12 protein-coding genes are annotated in these 14,692 nt (G+C 68.2%); 5 read left to right on the top strand and 7 right to left on the bottom strand.

Features of this window, described 5'->3' with window-relative positions:
• Window positions 1-3: 3 nt before the first annotated feature.
• The 5 genes from QOD90_RS23940 to QOD90_RS23920 form a co-directional block, all read right to left on the bottom strand.
• Complete coding sequence (locus QOD90_RS23940; protein WP_526353750.1) at window positions 4-969, bottom strand: NADPH:quinone oxidoreductase family protein; 966 nt, start codon at window positions 967-969, stop codon at window positions 4-6.
• 39 nt (window positions 970-1,008) lie between these two features.
• Window positions 1,009-1,872 (bottom strand): SDR family oxidoreductase, encoded by an 864-nt coding sequence (locus QOD90_RS23935; protein ID WP_526353748.1) that lies wholly within the window; start codon window positions 1,870-1,872, stop codon window positions 1,009-1,011.
• A gap of 82 nt (window positions 1,873-1,954) precedes the next feature.
• The gene (locus QOD90_RS23930) at window positions 1,955-3,376 is read right to left on the bottom strand and encodes an aldehyde dehydrogenase family protein (protein WP_526353746.1); all 1,422 of its coding nucleotides are present in this window, start codon (window positions 3,374-3,376) and stop codon (window positions 1,955-1,957) included.
• Window positions 3,377-3,444: 68 nt separating this feature from the next.
• Entirely contained in the window at window positions 3,445-4,386 is a 942-nt protein-coding gene (locus QOD90_RS23925; protein WP_526353744.1) for a class I SAM-dependent methyltransferase, read from the bottom strand.
• A 118-nt stretch (window positions 4,387-4,504) separates the two neighbouring features.
• Window positions 4,505-5,140 (bottom strand): TetR/AcrR family transcriptional regulator, encoded by a 636-nt coding sequence (locus QOD90_RS23920; RefSeq protein ID WP_526353742.1) that lies wholly within the window; start codon window positions 5,138-5,140, stop codon window positions 4,505-4,507.
• A 190-nt stretch (window positions 5,141-5,330) separates the two neighbouring features.
• On the opposite strand from QOD90_RS23920, the gene QOD90_RS23915 reads away from it, so the two are divergent.
• A complete protein-coding gene (locus QOD90_RS23915) occupies window positions 5,331-5,894 on the top strand; it encodes a TetR/AcrR family transcriptional regulator (protein ID WP_526353740.1) in 564 nt (187 codons plus the stop codon).
• Window positions 5,895-5,918: 24 nt separating this feature from the next.
• Window positions 5,919-8,075: an FUSC family protein gene (locus QOD90_RS23910; protein WP_526353738.1), complete on the top strand. Its 2,157-nt coding sequence runs from the start codon at window positions 5,919-5,921 to the stop codon at window positions 8,073-8,075.
• Between the two features lie 81 nt (window positions 8,076-8,156).
• On the opposite strand, the gene QOD90_RS23905 is transcribed toward QOD90_RS23910, so the two are convergent.
• On the bottom strand, window positions 8,157-9,131 hold the full coding sequence (locus QOD90_RS23905) for a pirin family protein (RefSeq protein ID WP_526353736.1): 975 nt from the start codon (window positions 9,129-9,131) through the stop codon (window positions 8,157-8,159).
• 114 nt (window positions 9,132-9,245) lie between these two features.
• Complete coding sequence (locus QOD90_RS23900; protein WP_526353734.1) at window positions 9,246-10,967, bottom strand: phosphoenolpyruvate--protein phosphotransferase; 1,722 nt, start codon at window positions 10,965-10,967, stop codon at window positions 9,246-9,248.
• Window positions 10,968-11,069: 102 nt separating this feature from the next.
• Between QOD90_RS23900 and QOD90_RS23895 the strand changes: the two genes are divergently transcribed.
• From QOD90_RS23895 to QOD90_RS23885, 3 genes are all read left to right on the top strand, one after another.
• A complete protein-coding gene (locus QOD90_RS23895; protein WP_526353732.1) occupies window positions 11,070-11,849 on the top strand; it encodes a DeoR/GlpR family DNA-binding transcription regulator in 780 nt (259 codons plus the stop codon).
• A complete protein-coding gene (gene pfkB, locus QOD90_RS23890; protein WP_526353730.1) occupies window positions 11,846-12,823 on the top strand; it encodes a 1-phosphofructokinase in 978 nt (325 codons plus the stop codon). The genes QOD90_RS23895 and pfkB overlap by 4 nt, the downstream gene beginning before the upstream one ends.
• A 22-nt stretch (window positions 12,824-12,845) precedes the next feature.
• The coding region (locus QOD90_RS23885; protein ID WP_526353728.1) for a PTS fructose transporter subunit IIABC at window positions 12,846-14,692 on the top strand (1,847 nt) is incomplete at its 3' end.

Below are 14,692 nucleotides of genomic sequence, written 5' to 3'. Positions count from 1 at the left end.
TCATCACGGCTCCAACACCACCTTGCCCCGGATTCCCCCGGTCGCCAAGCTCTCAAGCGCCGCGCGGCCCTCCGACAGGGGATAACGCACGGGCGGCGGCGGTCGCAGCCCACCGTCGACCAACTTCCCTAGGCCCATGCCGATCTCTGCCTGCGCACCCGGCGTGCGATTGATGAACTCGCCAAGCCCGACACCCACGACGCTGACGTTACGCAACAGCAACCGATTCACCTTGACCGACGGAATGCCGCCGCCCGACGCGAAGCCCAGCACGAGTAGTCGCCCCTCGGTCGCCAACACCCGGATCGCATCGTCGAAGGCGTCGCCACCAACGGGGTCGACGACGACGTCCACCCCGCGGCCGTCGGTGTGGTCGCGGACCGCCTGCGCCCAGCCATCGGTCAGCGGGAGCACCACGTCGGCACCCAGCGACTCCACGAACTCCATCGCGCCTGGCCGGTGCACCATTGCAATCACTCTGGCGCCCAACGCCTTTGCGATCTGGATGGCCGCCGTACCGACTCCACCAGCCGAGCCGAGGACAAGGACCGTCTCGCCGTCGAGCAGCGCTGCTCGACGGACCAGTGCGAAGTACATCGTGTAGTAGTTGCCGAGCAGGCACACCGCCGCACCGTCGTCGACGCCGTCCGGAGTCGGCAGCACGCTGGCTGCCGGCACCGCCACCTGCTCGGCCCATGCGCCGAGCATGCTCAACGCGGTGACCCGTTGGCCGACGACGAATCCCGAGTCCGCAGGCGCCGAACGGACCAGGCCGGCGATCTCGGTTCCCGGGACGAACGGCGGGTCGAGCTTGAGTTGGTACTCACCCTTGATCAGCAGCAGATCGGGGAAGCTGACCCCGGCCGCACCGACGTCGACGACGACCATGCCGTCGCCTGCGACGTCGTCAACGTCGGTGTACACCAAACCCGATGGTCCGGAGAGTTGTTGCGCAACAAGCGCCTTCACTGGCTAAATCCCCGGGTCGCTTCGCTAATGCCCACCGAGCTAACCGAGCTTGAAGCTGGCCGACTGCGCTGCCGAGAGGTCGGTGATCTCGCCCCACTTGCCTGCCACGTCGTCGACCGACGGCACGCTGTCGAACGTCACACCGTCGTTCTGGAACAGCGCCGTGCGCTGCACCTTGCCGCCGCCGACGATGAAGATCGAGTCGGTGTCGGGCAGCTCCTCGGTGCAGAGATAGGCCACGACCGGCGCGACGTACTCGGGCGTCAGCTTCTCGAAGACCTCGGGAGGCAGGATGTCCTGCGTCATCCGGGTGGCGGCGATCGGCGCGACGGCGTTGGCCTTGATGTTGTACTTCGCGCCTTCCTGGGCCAGCGTGTTGATCAGGCCGACGAGGCCCAGCTTCGCGGCGCCGTAGTTGGCCTGGCCGAAGTTGCCGAACAGGCCGCTGGTCGACGTCGCGACGACGACACGGCCGAAGCTCTGCTCGCGGAAGTGCGGCCACGCGGCCCGCAGCACGTTGTACCCGCCGTAGAGGTGCACCTTGAGCACGGCGTCCCACGCTTCGAACGTCATCTTGTGGAACGTGCCGTCACGCAGGATGCCCGCGTTGCTGACCACTCCGTGAACGGCCCCGAACTCGTCGATCGCCGTCTTGATGATGTTCTCGGCGCCCTCGGACTCGGCGACGCTGTCGTAGTTGGCGACGGCGCGACCGCCCGCCTCCTTGATCTCGGCGACGACGTCGTCTGCCATGTTGTGTCCGGCGCCCGATCCGTCGCGCGATCCACCGAGGTCGTTGACCACGACGCTGGCGCCCTCACGGGCCAGGGTCAGCGCGTACTCACGCCCGAGACCTCCACCGGCTCCGGTGACGACGATGACGCGATCCTGCACTCCGGGCATAGCTTTCCCATCTCTCGATCTTCGTTGGCGAGCGTCGGCGGGGCCGCCGATTCCCGAGTCGCTGCGCTCCTGCCCTCCGTACTCAGAAGAGCCTGCGGGCCAGCTTCCACGCCTTCTCTGTATACGGCGGGTAGATCAGCTGCGTGATGTCGGGTCGGGTCGGCTTGGTCAGCACCGACTTGAGGTGGCTGAACTCCTCGAAGCCGAACCTGCCGTGATACGAGCCCATCCCCGAGGGGCCGACGCCGCCGAACGGCAGCCTAGTGGTCGAGAACTGGAACAGCAGGTGGTTCACCAGCATGCCGCCGGCAGTCACCTCCTTGATGACCCGCTCCCGAACGGTCTTGCTCTTGGTGAAAAGGTAGGCGGCCAACGGTTTGGGCCGTGAGTTGACGAATTCGATTGCCTCGTCGATTGATTGGACGGTCACGACCGGCAGAATCGGACCGAAGATCTCGTCGGTCATCAACGGCTCGTCCAGCGCCGGGTCGACGACGACGGTCGGTTGGATCTTCATCTCGGCGGCATCCGATCCGCCGCCGAGGGCCACCGTGCCCTTGGTGGCCGCCAGCGATGCGACGAGCCGATCGAAGTGCCGCTGGTTGACGATGGGCTTGCCCGACCGGTCCTCGGCCTCGAAGGTCTCGACGGCCTGCTTGATCTTGTCGACCAACTGGTCGCGAATCGAGGCGTCGGCGATGAGGTAGTCGGGTGCGATGCAGATCTGACCGGAGTTGATCAGCTTGGTCCACGCGATGCGCTTCGCGGCGATCTCGATGTCGGCGTCGGCGGCCACGATCACCGGGCTCTTGCCGCCCAGTTCCAGCGTGACGGGCGTGAGGTGCGCCGCCGCCGCCTGGTAGACCCGGCGGCCGATGTCGGTGCCGCCGGTGAAACACAGCTTGTCGAACCCTTGGGCGATGAGTTCCTGGCTGACGTCGCCGTCGCCTTCGATGACGGCGACCGCATCGGGGTCGAGGTACTTCGGCACCAACTCGGCCATCAACGCCGAGGAGGCAGGTGCAATCTCGGACGGTTTGAGCACGACCGCGTTGCCGGCCGCAAGGACACCGACGGCGGGCCCAAGGGTCAGAGCGAACGGAAAGTTCCACGCGCCGATGACGAGCACGACGCCGAATGGCTCGTATTCGATCCACCCGCGACCGGGAAGCTGCGCGAATTCGAGCCGTCGGTGCTTGCGCTTGGTCCACTTGCCGACGTTCTTGGCGGCATCCTGCGCTTCGCTGACGGTGCTGGCGATGTCGGCGAGCCACGCCTCGAACGGCTTGCGGCCAAGGTCCTTCTCGAGCGCGGCCGCGATGGCGGGCTCGTTGTCCGTCATCAGAGTCGCCAGCGCCTCCAGCTGCCGTTTGCGCCAAGCGACGTCACGGGTGCGGCCGGTTTCGAAGGTCTTGCGGAGCCGGGCGACGGTGGCCGGAATGTCGACCACAGTGGTAGCTGAGCTGGGCGGAGCTGGGACTTCTTCGTCGGCTTGGGTGGTCACTGGGAGTCCTTCCTGACCCTAGGAATGACCCGATCCTAACCAACCACCCGGTAGGCGAACAGCCTCAGTCAGCCGCGCTCGCCCACCACGAAGTCGGAGAACGCCTTCTGGTCGGTCTGCTCCGGCAGAACCCAGCGGTCCAGGCGCCGCATCTCGTCCCGCGAGGTCACCGCGGACGCCGCCCAACCGTGTCCATTCAGCCATTCGGTGACGTCGGCCCGGTCCTCGTCGTGGTACATCAGGTCACCGACGTCGATGACGTCCTCCATGCCGAACTGTTCCGCGATCTTCTGGAACCGCTCGCGCATCAACTCGCGCCGGTCCTGCGCTTGCACGCCGACGGTCTCGGCGGCGACCCGACTGCCTCGCGCACTCAGGTGGGTGATCTGCGTGAACAAGCGGTCCTGGGCGTCGGCGGGGAGATACATCAGCAGGCCTTCGGCGAGCCACGCCGTCGGCACCGAAGCGTCGAAACCCGCACCCACCAGCGCGGTGGGCCAGTCCTCGCGAAGGTCGATGGGCACCTCGTGGAGAATCGCGGACGGTTGCACACCGTGTCCTGCCAGCGTGGCTGCCTTGTACTCGAGGACTTTGGGCTGATCGATCTCGAAGACCGTCGTGTCGGCGGGCCACTCGAGGCGGTACGCCCGCGAATCCAGGCCCGAGGCGAGAATGACGACCTGCCGGATACCGGCCGTCGTCGCAGCTGCGAAGAACGCGTCGAAGAAGTGCGTCCGAACGGCCTGGTAGCTGCCCATGTGCTCGAAGACGGCCGCCGATTCGGCTCCATCTTCGCCGGCCTGCCTAACCTTCTCGATGAAGGAGTCGTCGAGCATGAACTCCCAGACGCCCGTCCCTGCGCCCGCGACCAGGATCTTGGCGTACGGATCGCGGATCAGCGGCGTCTCGCGCTCGGTTTCACCGGCTCTGGCGGCGGCCACCATCACCGCCGTGGATCCGACGCTGGTGGCGATGTCCCAGGTGTCGTCGTGCGTACGCAAGGAGCTCATGGGCGCCGTTCCTTCGATAGCCAATGCCGGTCGTTCGCAATGCTACCGAGAAAGTTAGTTCAGCTAGCCTGCGGTGTGCGCTACGTCACCGGACGACGGTCGGCGCAAAGCCGCCGAGTTACTCGGCGAGCTTCCAGAGTTTGTTCGCCAAAAGAAGCTCCAGCTTATCCACGATGGTGGCGAGTTCGTCGTGACCGCCGACGTAGCCGGCGTAGAAACCCATTCCCCACATCACGGCGACCAGCATCTCGACGAGCGTCGCGACGTCGGTGTCCGTGGTGAGCTCGCCCCGCTCGAGAGAATCGGTAACGGCCCAGGTCACGAACGCCCTGGAGGCCTTCAAGGAGTTGTGCTCGTCACGACTCAGCTCGGGGTGACGCTGAGATTCCAGCACCGACGTCACCAGAAATGCAGCGGCTGAGCGGTCACGGGAATCAGCCTGCATCGCGGCCGAGAAAAAGGCGGACAGTCGCTTCACCAGCGACGTCTGTCCCTCTGCCTTGGCCATCCCTTCGGCAACCACCAAGTCGTTGGTCTTCTCGACCACTTCTGCGTACAGCACGCGCTTGCTTGCGAAGTAATGGTTGATCGCTGGACGCGTCAGATCAGCACGTATTGCGATTGCTTGGAATGTCGCTGCGTCGTAACCGAGTTCGCTGAAAACCTCGCGTGCCGCGCGCACAATGCGTTCACGCGTCTCCGCCGCCTTCGCTGCTGGCGGGCGGCCAGGTCCTCGGGTCGCGGTGTACGGCACGCTCAAATTGTGCCACACGTCACCTGGCATTCATGGGCGAAATGGTTGCGGGACCGTAAAAATTCGAAACCCAGCAAACCATCTTTGCCGTCAATCGCGGCAAACTGGTCGAATTCTTACCGAAGTTCGACATAGCTGAGACTGGCCACGCGAGGCGAATGCCGCTCCTTGGCAACTAGGGTTCTCCTCCATGGTGGGTGGGGTGTCGCGGGAGTCCTACTTCGAGACGGGCCTCGACGTGCTGTCCGACGTCGGATACGGCGGGCTCAAACTCGCAGAGGTGTGCAATCGCCTCGGCGTTACCACCGGCTCCTTCTACCACTACTTCCGTAGCTGGTCGGCGTACACCCACGCGCTCGTCGGCCACTGGCTGCAGCAGCGCATGGACGGGATGGCCGTGGCGTACGCGGAGCCCGTCCCCCGGCGGCGCATCGACACCATCATCAAGCATGCGCTGGCACTGCCCCACGGCGCCGAGGCGGCAATCCGGGTCTGGAGTTCGATCGACCCGGAGGTATTCGCGATCCAGTCCACCGTCGACCAGCGGCGGTTCGACGTCATGTTCGATGCGGCGCTCGAGATCCTCGGGAACGAACACCAGGCACGAGTCTTCGCCTCCTGGGGGATGTACCTGCTGATCGGCTACGAGCAGAGCACGCTGCCCCGAGACACCATCGGCCTGAGATGGGTCGCGGATCAGCTGCTCGACGCGTTGGACTCGGGCCGCTTCGCCTCGGTGCCGGACGCAGGCTGACCCGCCGGGTCTACCATCCGGTGCATGCTGACCCCGGCTGGCCTCTGGCACCGGGCGATCGACCGGATCAGGCAGCGCGACCCGGAGAATGACGCGGCGCGAAGGGCCGTGCGGGCGGCGATCGTGCTACCGCTGGCGGCCGCTGTCGGTTTCGCCGTCGGAAGTGGTTCGCAGACACCGTTGTTCGCGATCTTCGGCTCGGTGGCGCTGCTGATCACCGTCGACTTCCCCGGTAACCGCCCTGCGCGGGCACTGGCGTATGGCGGTCTCGGCGTCAACGGTGTCATCCTCATCACGCTGGGCACGGTGGTCTCGCCAATCCCCTGGCTGGCAGTACTGACGATGTTCGTACTTGGCATGGTCGTGACGTTCTCCGGAGTTCTGAGTGAGACGTTCGCGGCGGGCCAGCGGTCGACGCTGATGATCTTCGTGCTGCCCGCCTGCACGCCCGCCGGTCCCATCCCGGAGCGCCTGCTCGGCTGGTTCATCGCGCTCTCGCTCGCCGTACCCGCCGCGCTGTTCCTGCTACCGCCTCGCCATCACGACGACCTCCGGCGCCACGCCGCTCTGGTGTGCCGGACGCTGGCCGACCGCCTCGACGGCGCCGCGACTGCTGAGGACGTGACGTCGGCGATGGGTGCGTTGCGGGCCAACTTCCTTGGCGCCGACTTCCGGCCGGTCGGATTGACCGCGGGCAGTCGCGCGCTGGTGCGGGTGGTCGATGACCTGCAGTGGCTCTCCGATCGAATCACCGACACCAGCGGCGATCTGCTGGCGGAAATGCGCGATCCCGTCGTCCAGGTGCTGCGCGAGAGCGCACTGGTGCTCAGTACCCCGCGGGCGGCCGACCGCGAGGCCCATCGCGAGAGCCTGGCCACCGCGTTGGCGGTGCAACGATTGATCGCCCAGAGCCGCTACCGCGACGACATCGTCGAAATTCTCGACGAAACCAGCGACGCCACCGCCATCCGAGTGGGCCGAAAGCTGCTGACCCGCAGGACGGTTTCGGGCTGTGTCGGCACCACCGGACGGATCATCGGCATCGCGGCGGCGGCCGACGCCCGCCCCGTGTGGGCCCGCGTCCTCGGGCGCAGGCTGCCCGAGTCGGGGGCCGCCGAGCGACTGCTCTCGGAGTCACAGGCACTCACGTCGCTTCCCGGCGGCTTCCTCGCCACCAAAGCCGTCGTGGTGCGCAACAGCGTCCGAACGGGCCTTGGTCTGGCGCTCGCCGTCACCGTCACCCACGTCTTCCCCGTCGAGCACGGCTTCTGGGTGGTGCTCGGCGCGATGTCGGTCCTCCGCAGCAGTGCGCTCACGACCGGCACCAGGGTGGTCCGCGCGGTGGTGGGGACGACGATCGGATTCCTGCTCGGCGTGGTCTTCATCGAGTTGATGGGCGTCGAGCCGGTCGTGCTGTGGATCGCGCTGCCCCTCGTCGCGTTCGGTTCGGCGTACGTGCCGGAGGTCGCGTCGTTCGTGGCCGGCCAGGCGATGTTCACGATGATGGTGTTGATCATCTTCAACGTCATCAACCCGAGTGGCTGGCAGGTGGGTCTGGTCCGGGTCGAGGACGTTGTCGTCGGCGCGATGGTGGGCGCCGTCGTGTCACTGCTGCTCTGGCCGCGCGGTGCGGCGGCCAGGGTGTCACGCGCGGTGGACGCCGCCGTCGCCGCGGGCGCCAGCTACCTCACCATCGCCGTCAAGCGGGTGACGCGCGGCGCCTCGGAGTCGGCCGACGACAAGGTGTTCTCGCTGGGATTCTCCGCGATGTCCGCCTCGCGAACGCTCGATGATGCCGTCCGCCAATACCTTTCGGAGAGCGGCGGGTCGACGGATCAACGCGCTCCCGTCGTCCGCGCCGCCAACCGGGCCGTCCGGGTGCGCACCGTCGCCGAGCTGATCGCCGACGTGTTGCCGCCGCCGCTGACCGCGTATCCACGGGTGCGCGACGTGCTCGAGATGCACGCCACGGCGATCCGCGAGCGCCTGCACGGTCGGCGCCCGGTGCACGATCTCGGCCCGATCAGCGACGACTTCGTCCTGGCCCTCCGCGCCGAAGCCGAGGACGCTGACCTGTCCATCAGTGCGGCGCTGCCTCTGGTCACCGTGGCGGCGAACCTCGGCGAGTTGGAACTGCTCTACCCGGACCCGGTGCGACCCGCCGCGTTGCGGAGCGGCTAGCGACCTGCGGGCGGAGCGCTGCCTGCGTCGAGATAGCGCTCACGGCTCAGATCGGGCCCTTTGCCGACCGTCAGCGCTATCTCAACGACCGGAGGTGTGGGGCATCAGCGCATTCGGCGGGATGGTGCCGAACTTGCCCGCGTTGAAGTCCTCCATCGCCTCGACCAACTCGGCCTTGGAGTTCATCACGAACGGGCCGTAGTGGAAGACCGGCTCGCGAATGGGCTTGCCGCCCAACAACAGCACCTCCATGGCGGGGGTGCGCGCGTCCTGGGTGGCGTTCGCCGCGACGGTGATCCGGTCGCCGGGTCCCATGACGGCGAGCTGACTCGAGCGGATCGGCGTCCCAACCGGGCCGACTGCGCCGTCGCCGGCCAGCACGTAGACCAACGCGTTGAAGTCCCGGTTCCACGGCACGTCGAGGCGGGCGCCGGGCTGAATAGTGGCGTGCGCCAGGGTGATCGGCGTATACGTCGACCCAGGACCCTGCTGTCCGTCGATCTGGCCCGCGATGATCCTGACCAACGCACCGCCATCGTCGGAGGACAGTAGTCTCACCTGACCACCCTCGATGGCCTGGTACCGCGGGGTCGCGAACTTGTCCTTGCGGGGCAGGTTGACCCAGAGCTGGATGCCGTGGAACGTGCCACCGCTCTCCACCAATTCGGCGGGCGGTGTCTCGATGTGCAGGATGCCCGCGCCCGCGGTCATCCACTGTGTCGCGCCGTCGGTGATGAGGCCACCGCCACCGTGCGAATCCTGATGCGCGAACCGGCCGTCGATCATGTACGTGACCGTCTCGAAGCCGCGGTGTGGGTGCCAGTCGGTGCCCCGTGGCTCGCCGGGTTCGTATTCGACCTCGCCCATCTGGTCCATGTGGACGAACGGGTCGAGCGCAGCGGAGCTCACGCCTGCGAACGCGCGGACGACGGGGAAGCCCTCGCCTTCATGTCCGCGGGGCCCGGTCGTGACCGACCGCACCGGACGTGGGGTATCGATCGCAGCGGGCCCGGCGATGCGGGGCAGGGTGAGGGTGTCGGCGGTGATGGCGGGCATCGGTGTCTCCTTACGTCGAGGACTACCCCATATAACCGGACTGCGGTCCGATTTCATTCCGCAGTGGCTCGTCCCCGCGAGCCCTTCCCCGCGAGCAGTCCGCAAGGGAGAGGGCTAGCTCAGGATGGCGCTCGCGGCGGCCCGAGCGTCGGCCGCGGTGGCCGTCGCCAGTGCCGCGTCGGCCGCCTCCCGGCACTGCGCGAACGTGACCTGAGCCAACTTCGCGCCGACGGCGCTGACTGCCGCGGCGGCCGCCGACAGTGACGAGACACCCAGTCCGACCAACACGCAGGCCAGCTGAGGGTCGGCGGCGGCCTCACCGCAGACGCCGACGGGCTTGTCGACCGCCACGCCCGCCTTCGCCGCCATCGCGACCAGTGCCAGCACCGCGGGCTGCCAGGGATCGGTGAGCGTGGCCAGTTCTGCCGACATCCGGTCGGCGGCCATCGTGTACTGCGTCAGGTCGTTGGTCCCGATCGACAGGAAGTCGACGTGCTCGAGGATGCGGTCGGCGAGCAGCGCGGCCGCGGGCACTTCGATCATGACGCCGGGCACCAGGCCGTGGGCCCTGGTCTCGGTGGCGAAGGCCTTCGCCTCGGCCGGGGTGGCGATCATCGGTGCCATCACCCACGGCGCGCTGCCCGTCTGCCGTGCTGCCGCGGCGATGCCCTCGAGCTGCCTGGTCAAAATGCCGGGATTCCCGTCGGCGATCCGAATTCCGCGCACGCCGAGCGCGGGGTTCGCCTCCTCAGGATGGCCGACGAACTTCAGCGGCTTGTCCGATCCGGCGTCGAGCGTGCGGATGACGACCTTGTGGCCGGCAAAGGCGTCGAGCACTTCGCCGTAGATCTGCGCTTGCTCGTCGACGGAGGGTTCGGTGGACCGATTGAGGAAGCAGAGTTCGGTGCGGAACAGGCCGACGCCCTCGGCCGCCGTTTCGCGCGCCGACCGCGCGGCCGCGCCATCCTGAACGTTGGCAAGGATCGCGACGACGTGCCCGTCGGCGGTGGCGCCAGGGCCACGCCAGCTCTTCGCGAGGTCGGCATCCGCCCGCGCCAGGTCGACGGCGTGCGTCGCGGTCGCTTCGTCGGGTGAGACGGTCACGGTGCCGACCGTGCCGTCGACCATCACCATGGTGCCCGCGGCGACGGAGTCCAGACCGGCGACCGCGACGACGCAGGGAATGCCGAGTTGGCGGGCGATGATCGCGGTGTGGCTGGTGGGCCCGCCGAGCGTCGTCGCCAGCGCGACCACCAGCGAGGCGTCCAGCCCCGCCGTGTCCACCGGAGCCAGGTCCTCGGCGCACAGGATCGACGGCACCTCGGGTACCGGTACGCCTGGTTCTGGCAGGCCATTGAGTTCGGCGATCACGCGATCGCGAATGTCACGCAGGTCGGTCACCCGTTCGGCCATCAGCCCGCCCAACTGGGTGAACATGGTGACGAATTGGTCCACCGCAAGGGTCACCGCGCGAACCGCGGGGCTGCCCTCGCCGATCCGCTTCTCGGTGGCCGCGATCCAGGCGCGGTCCTGCGCCAGTGTGGCGGTGGTCGCCAGGACCTCCGAGGCGGCGCCCGACGCATTCGCCGCGCGTTCGCGCAGTCGGTTTGCCACGGCAGCGGCGGCCGCGGTGAAGCGGGCCACCTCGTCGGGGCGGTCCGATTCGCCGAGGTCGGCGGACGCCGACCCGTCGTCGATGGCCGGCCGCGAGCCCGGCCTGATCACCGGGGCGTACTGCACGCCTCCCACGGCGGGGATGCCCTGCAGGACGGTGCCGGCCGGCGGTTGCGCGACGTTCGCGGGACGAAGTGACGTGGATGACGATGCCGTGCTCATGTGAACCAGGTTACAAGAATCCATTGACAAGTCAACACGTTCAGGGGTAAAACCAACGATATCAACATTCTCAAGCCACATAACCCACACAACCGGAGAGTCATGTACGCCGAAGAGCGCCAGCAAGCGATCGCCGAATTGGTGATCAGCCGGGGCCGCGCATCGGTGGCCGAACTCGCTCAGGCCTACGACGTTACGACCGAGACCGTGCGCCGCGACCTCGCCGTCCTCGACCGGGCTGGCGTGCTGCGCCGCGTGCACGGCGGGGCCGTCCCGACCCGCGCGCTGCACCTCGTCGAGCCGGGAGTCGGCGAACGGGAGACCACCCGCGCCGACTACAAGGACGCCATCGCGGAGGCGGCCGCCGAGTTCTTCCCCTTGAGCGGAGCGAGCGTACTTCTCGATGCGGGCACCACGACCGCACGGATCGCCAGTCAGCTGCCCACCGACCGCAATCTGCTCGTCGTGACGAACTCCGTGCCCATCGCGGCGAAGCTGGCATCCGTACCGACGGTTTCGTTGCAACTGCTCGGCGGCCGGGTCAGAGGCATCACCCAGGCCGCCGTCGGCGACCAGGCGCTGCGAGTGCTCGACAACCTTCGCGTCGACATCGCGTTCATCGGCACCAACGGCATCAGCGCCAGGCACGGACTGTCCACCCCCGACAGTGACGAGGCCGCGGTGAAGCGTGCCATGGTCGCCTGCGCGAACTACGTCGTCGTCGCCGCGGACTCGACGAAGGTCGGTCGCGAGGACTTCGTCAGCTTCGCGGCGATCTCCAGCGTCGACACCCTCATCACGGACGCCGAGATCTCCGACGCCGACCGCCGGACCCTGACCGACGAGGGCGTCGAGGTCATCGTGACGGGAGCTCCCGAATGATCGTCACCGTCACGCCCAACCCCAGCATCGACCGCACGGTATCGCTGAGCACTGCCCTGACCCGTGGCGCCGTGCACCGGGTCACCTCCGTCACCAGTGAGCCAGGCGGCAAGGGCGTCAACGTCGCTCGCGCGCTGGCCCTCGCCGGCCTCGACGCCGTCGCCGTGCTTCCCGCCGCCGACGACGACCCCATGGTGACCGCCTTGCGCGGCGCCGGAGTCAGCTTCCGGTGCGTCCCGGTCAGTGGCGCCGTCCGCACCAACCTCGCCATCACCGAGGCCGACGGCACCACGACCAAGCTCAACGAGCCGGGGGCCGAACTCGACGCCGCGGCGCTGGACGCGCTCACCCGTAGCGTTCTGGTCCACGCCGAAACCGCCTCGTGGGTAGTGCTTTCCGGATCCCTGCCGCCCGGCGTGCCCGACCGGTGGTATGCCGACGTCGTCGCCAGGCTGGCCTCGTCGTCCTGCCAGATCGCCGTCGACACTTCCGAACGTCCGCTCGACGCCCTGGCCACCGGATTCGCCGTGGCGGCACCCGACGTCATCAAGCCCAACGCCGAGGAGCTCGCCGGCCTCGTCGGCGCATCGCCCGCGGCACTGGAAGCCGCTGTCGCCCAGGGTGATCCGACTCCGGTGGTATCCGCCGCGAACCAGTTGATCGCACGCGGCGCCAAGACCGTCCTCGTCACGCTCGGCGCGGCAGGTGCCGTCCTCGTCGACCCCACCGGCAGTTGGATGGCCGCCCCGCCACCCATCGCGCCGCGCAGCACCGTCGGCGCGGGCGACTCGTCGCTGGCTGGGTACGTGCGGGCCGCGGTCGGGGGCGCCGAGCCACCGCGCCGCCTGCAGATGGCGGTCGCCTACGGCAGTGCGGCAGCGGCGCTGCCCGGCTCCGCCCTGCCCACTCCCGCCCAAATCGATCTGAATGCCGTTCGGGTGTATGCGATTACACCCGCGTCCACCCACCCCTGACCCCGACAAGAGGAAGAGAACAATGTCCATCATCACCAGTGACCTCGTCGCCATCGACGTCGACGCAGGCGGCGACAAGGAGGCCGTGATAGGCCTGCTCGCCGCGCGTCTCGCCGATGCCGGGCGCTCCTCCAACGCCGCCGGTCTCGTCGGCGCCGCCATGGCACGCGAAGCGCAGTCCGCCACCGGCCTGCCCGGCGGCATCGCGATCCCGCACTGCCGCTCCCCCTACGTCGACGAAGCCACCATCGGCTTCGCGCGGCTGTCACCGGCGGTCGACTTCGGCGCGCCCGACGGTCCCGCCGACCTCGCCTTCCTGATCGCGGCTCCGGATTCGGGTGGCGCCGAACACATGAAGCTGCTGTCCAGCCTGGCGCGCGCATTGGTGCGCAAGGAATTCGTCGCATCGTTGCGCAACGCCGCATCTGCCGACGAGGTCGTCGCGCTGGTCGAGGGCGTCGTGAATCCGGCCCCCGTCGCCGAGGCCCCGGCCGCACCCGTGGAGCCCGCGAAGACCAGGACGCTGGTCGCCGTCACCGCCTGCCCGACCGGCATCGCGCACACCTACATGGCCGCTGACTCGTTGGCGCTGGCCGCCAAGGACGCCGGTGTCACGATGCACGTCGAGACGCAGGGCTCGTCGGGCAGTACCCCGCTGTCGCCCGAGACCATCGCCGCCGCCGACGCCGTCATCTTCGCCACCGACGTCGGCGTGAAGGACCGCGGCCGGTTCGCGGGCAAGCCCGTCATCGCCTCGGGTGTCAAGCGCGCCATCAACGAGCCCGCCAAGATGGTGGCCGAAGCTCTCGCTGCCGCAACGGATCCGCAGGCGGCACGCGTCGAAGGGGTCGCAGGCGCACCCTCCTCGTCGTCCGGCCCGTCCGGATCCGGCGTCGGCTGGGGCACCCGCACCAGGCAGATCCTGCTCACCGGTGTCAGCTACATGATTCCGTTCGTCGCCGCCGGCGGCTTGCTGATCGCTCTCGGGTTCCTCTTCGCGGGGTACGACATCGCCAACAAGCCCGACGGCGCCACGCAATCGCTTGGCAACATCATCGCCAGCACCAACTCCTTGACGGACCTGCCCTCGGGCGGATTCGTCCAGTACCTCGGCGCGGTGCTGTTCACCCTTGGCGGACTTGCCTTCTCGTTCCTGGTGCCTGCGTTGGCGGGTTACATCTCGTTCGCCATCGCCGACCGGCCCGGCATCGCGCCCGGCTTCACGGCGGGCGCGGTCGCGGTCTTCGTCGGTGGCGGCTTCATCGGCGGCATCGTCGGCGGTCTGATCGCCGGCTTCACCGCGCTGTGGATCAGCCGGATCGCGGTGCCAAAGGTGTTCCGCGGCCTCATGCCGGTCGTCATCATCCCGTTGTTCGCCTCGCTCGTCGTCGGCCTGCTGATGTTCCTGCTCCTCGGCCGCCCACTGGCCGCGGTGACCTCGGGCCTTACCCACTGGCTCAGCGGCCTGTCCGGCAGCTCGGTGATTCTGCTCGGCGTCATCCTCGGCCTGATGATGTGCTTCGACCTCGGCGGCCCGGTCAACAAGGCGGCCTACGCCTTCGCCACCGCCGGCCTCAACATCGCCGATCCGTCGTCGCTGCGCATCATGGCTGCGGTGATGGCGGCGGGCATGGTGCCGCCGCTGGCGATGGCACTGGCGTCCACCGTCCTGCGGCCCGCCCTCTTCAGCGAGCCGGAACGTGAGAATGGCTGGAGCGCATGGCTTCTCGGGGCCGCCTTCATCTCAGAGGGTGCCATCCCGTTCGCCGCCGCCGACCCATTCCGGGTGATCCCGTCGATGATGGCGGGCGGCGCCGTCACCGGAGCGTTGATCATGGCCTTCGACGTGACCTCGAAGGCGCCGCACGG

Origin of the sequence: Mycobacterium sp., assembly GCF_032161845.1 — a bacterium.
Lineage (GTDB): Bacteria > Actinomycetota > Actinomycetes > Mycobacteriales > Mycobacteriaceae > Mycobacterium.
Note: the sequence above shows the minus strand (reverse complement) of the source record. Positions and strands in the feature narration are given on the sequence as shown.

What these genes read in the sequence shown, in the direction of transcription:
- QOD90_RS23935 (WP_526353748.1), bottom strand. Translation starts at nt 1,872, where the DNA reads ATGCCCGGAGTGCAGGATCGCGTCATCGTCGTCACCGGAGCCGGTGGA.
- QOD90_RS23925 (WP_526353744.1), bottom strand. Translation starts at nt 4,386, where the DNA reads ATGAGCTCCTTGCGTACGCACGACGACACCTGGGACATCGCCACCAGC.
- QOD90_RS23915 (WP_526353740.1), top strand. Translation starts at nt 5,331, where the DNA reads ATGGTGGGTGGGGTGTCGCGGGAGTCCTACTTCGAGACGGGCCTCGAC.
- QOD90_RS23910 (WP_526353738.1), top strand. Translation starts at nt 5,919, where the DNA reads ATGCTGACCCCGGCTGGCCTCTGGCACCGGGCGATCGACCGGATCAGG.
- QOD90_RS23905 (WP_526353736.1), bottom strand. Translation starts at nt 9,131, where the DNA reads ATGCCCGCCATCACCGCCGACACCCTCACCCTGCCCCGCATCGCCGGG.
- QOD90_RS23900 (WP_526353734.1), bottom strand. Translation starts at nt 10,967, where the DNA reads ATGAGCACGGCATCGTCATCCACGTCACTTCGTCCCGCGAACGTCGCG.
- QOD90_RS23895 (WP_526353732.1), top strand. Translation starts at nt 11,070, where the DNA reads ATGTACGCCGAAGAGCGCCAGCAAGCGATCGCCGAATTGGTGATCAGC.
- pfkB (WP_526353730.1), top strand. Translation starts at nt 11,846, where the DNA reads ATGATCGTCACCGTCACGCCCAACCCCAGCATCGACCGCACGGTATCG.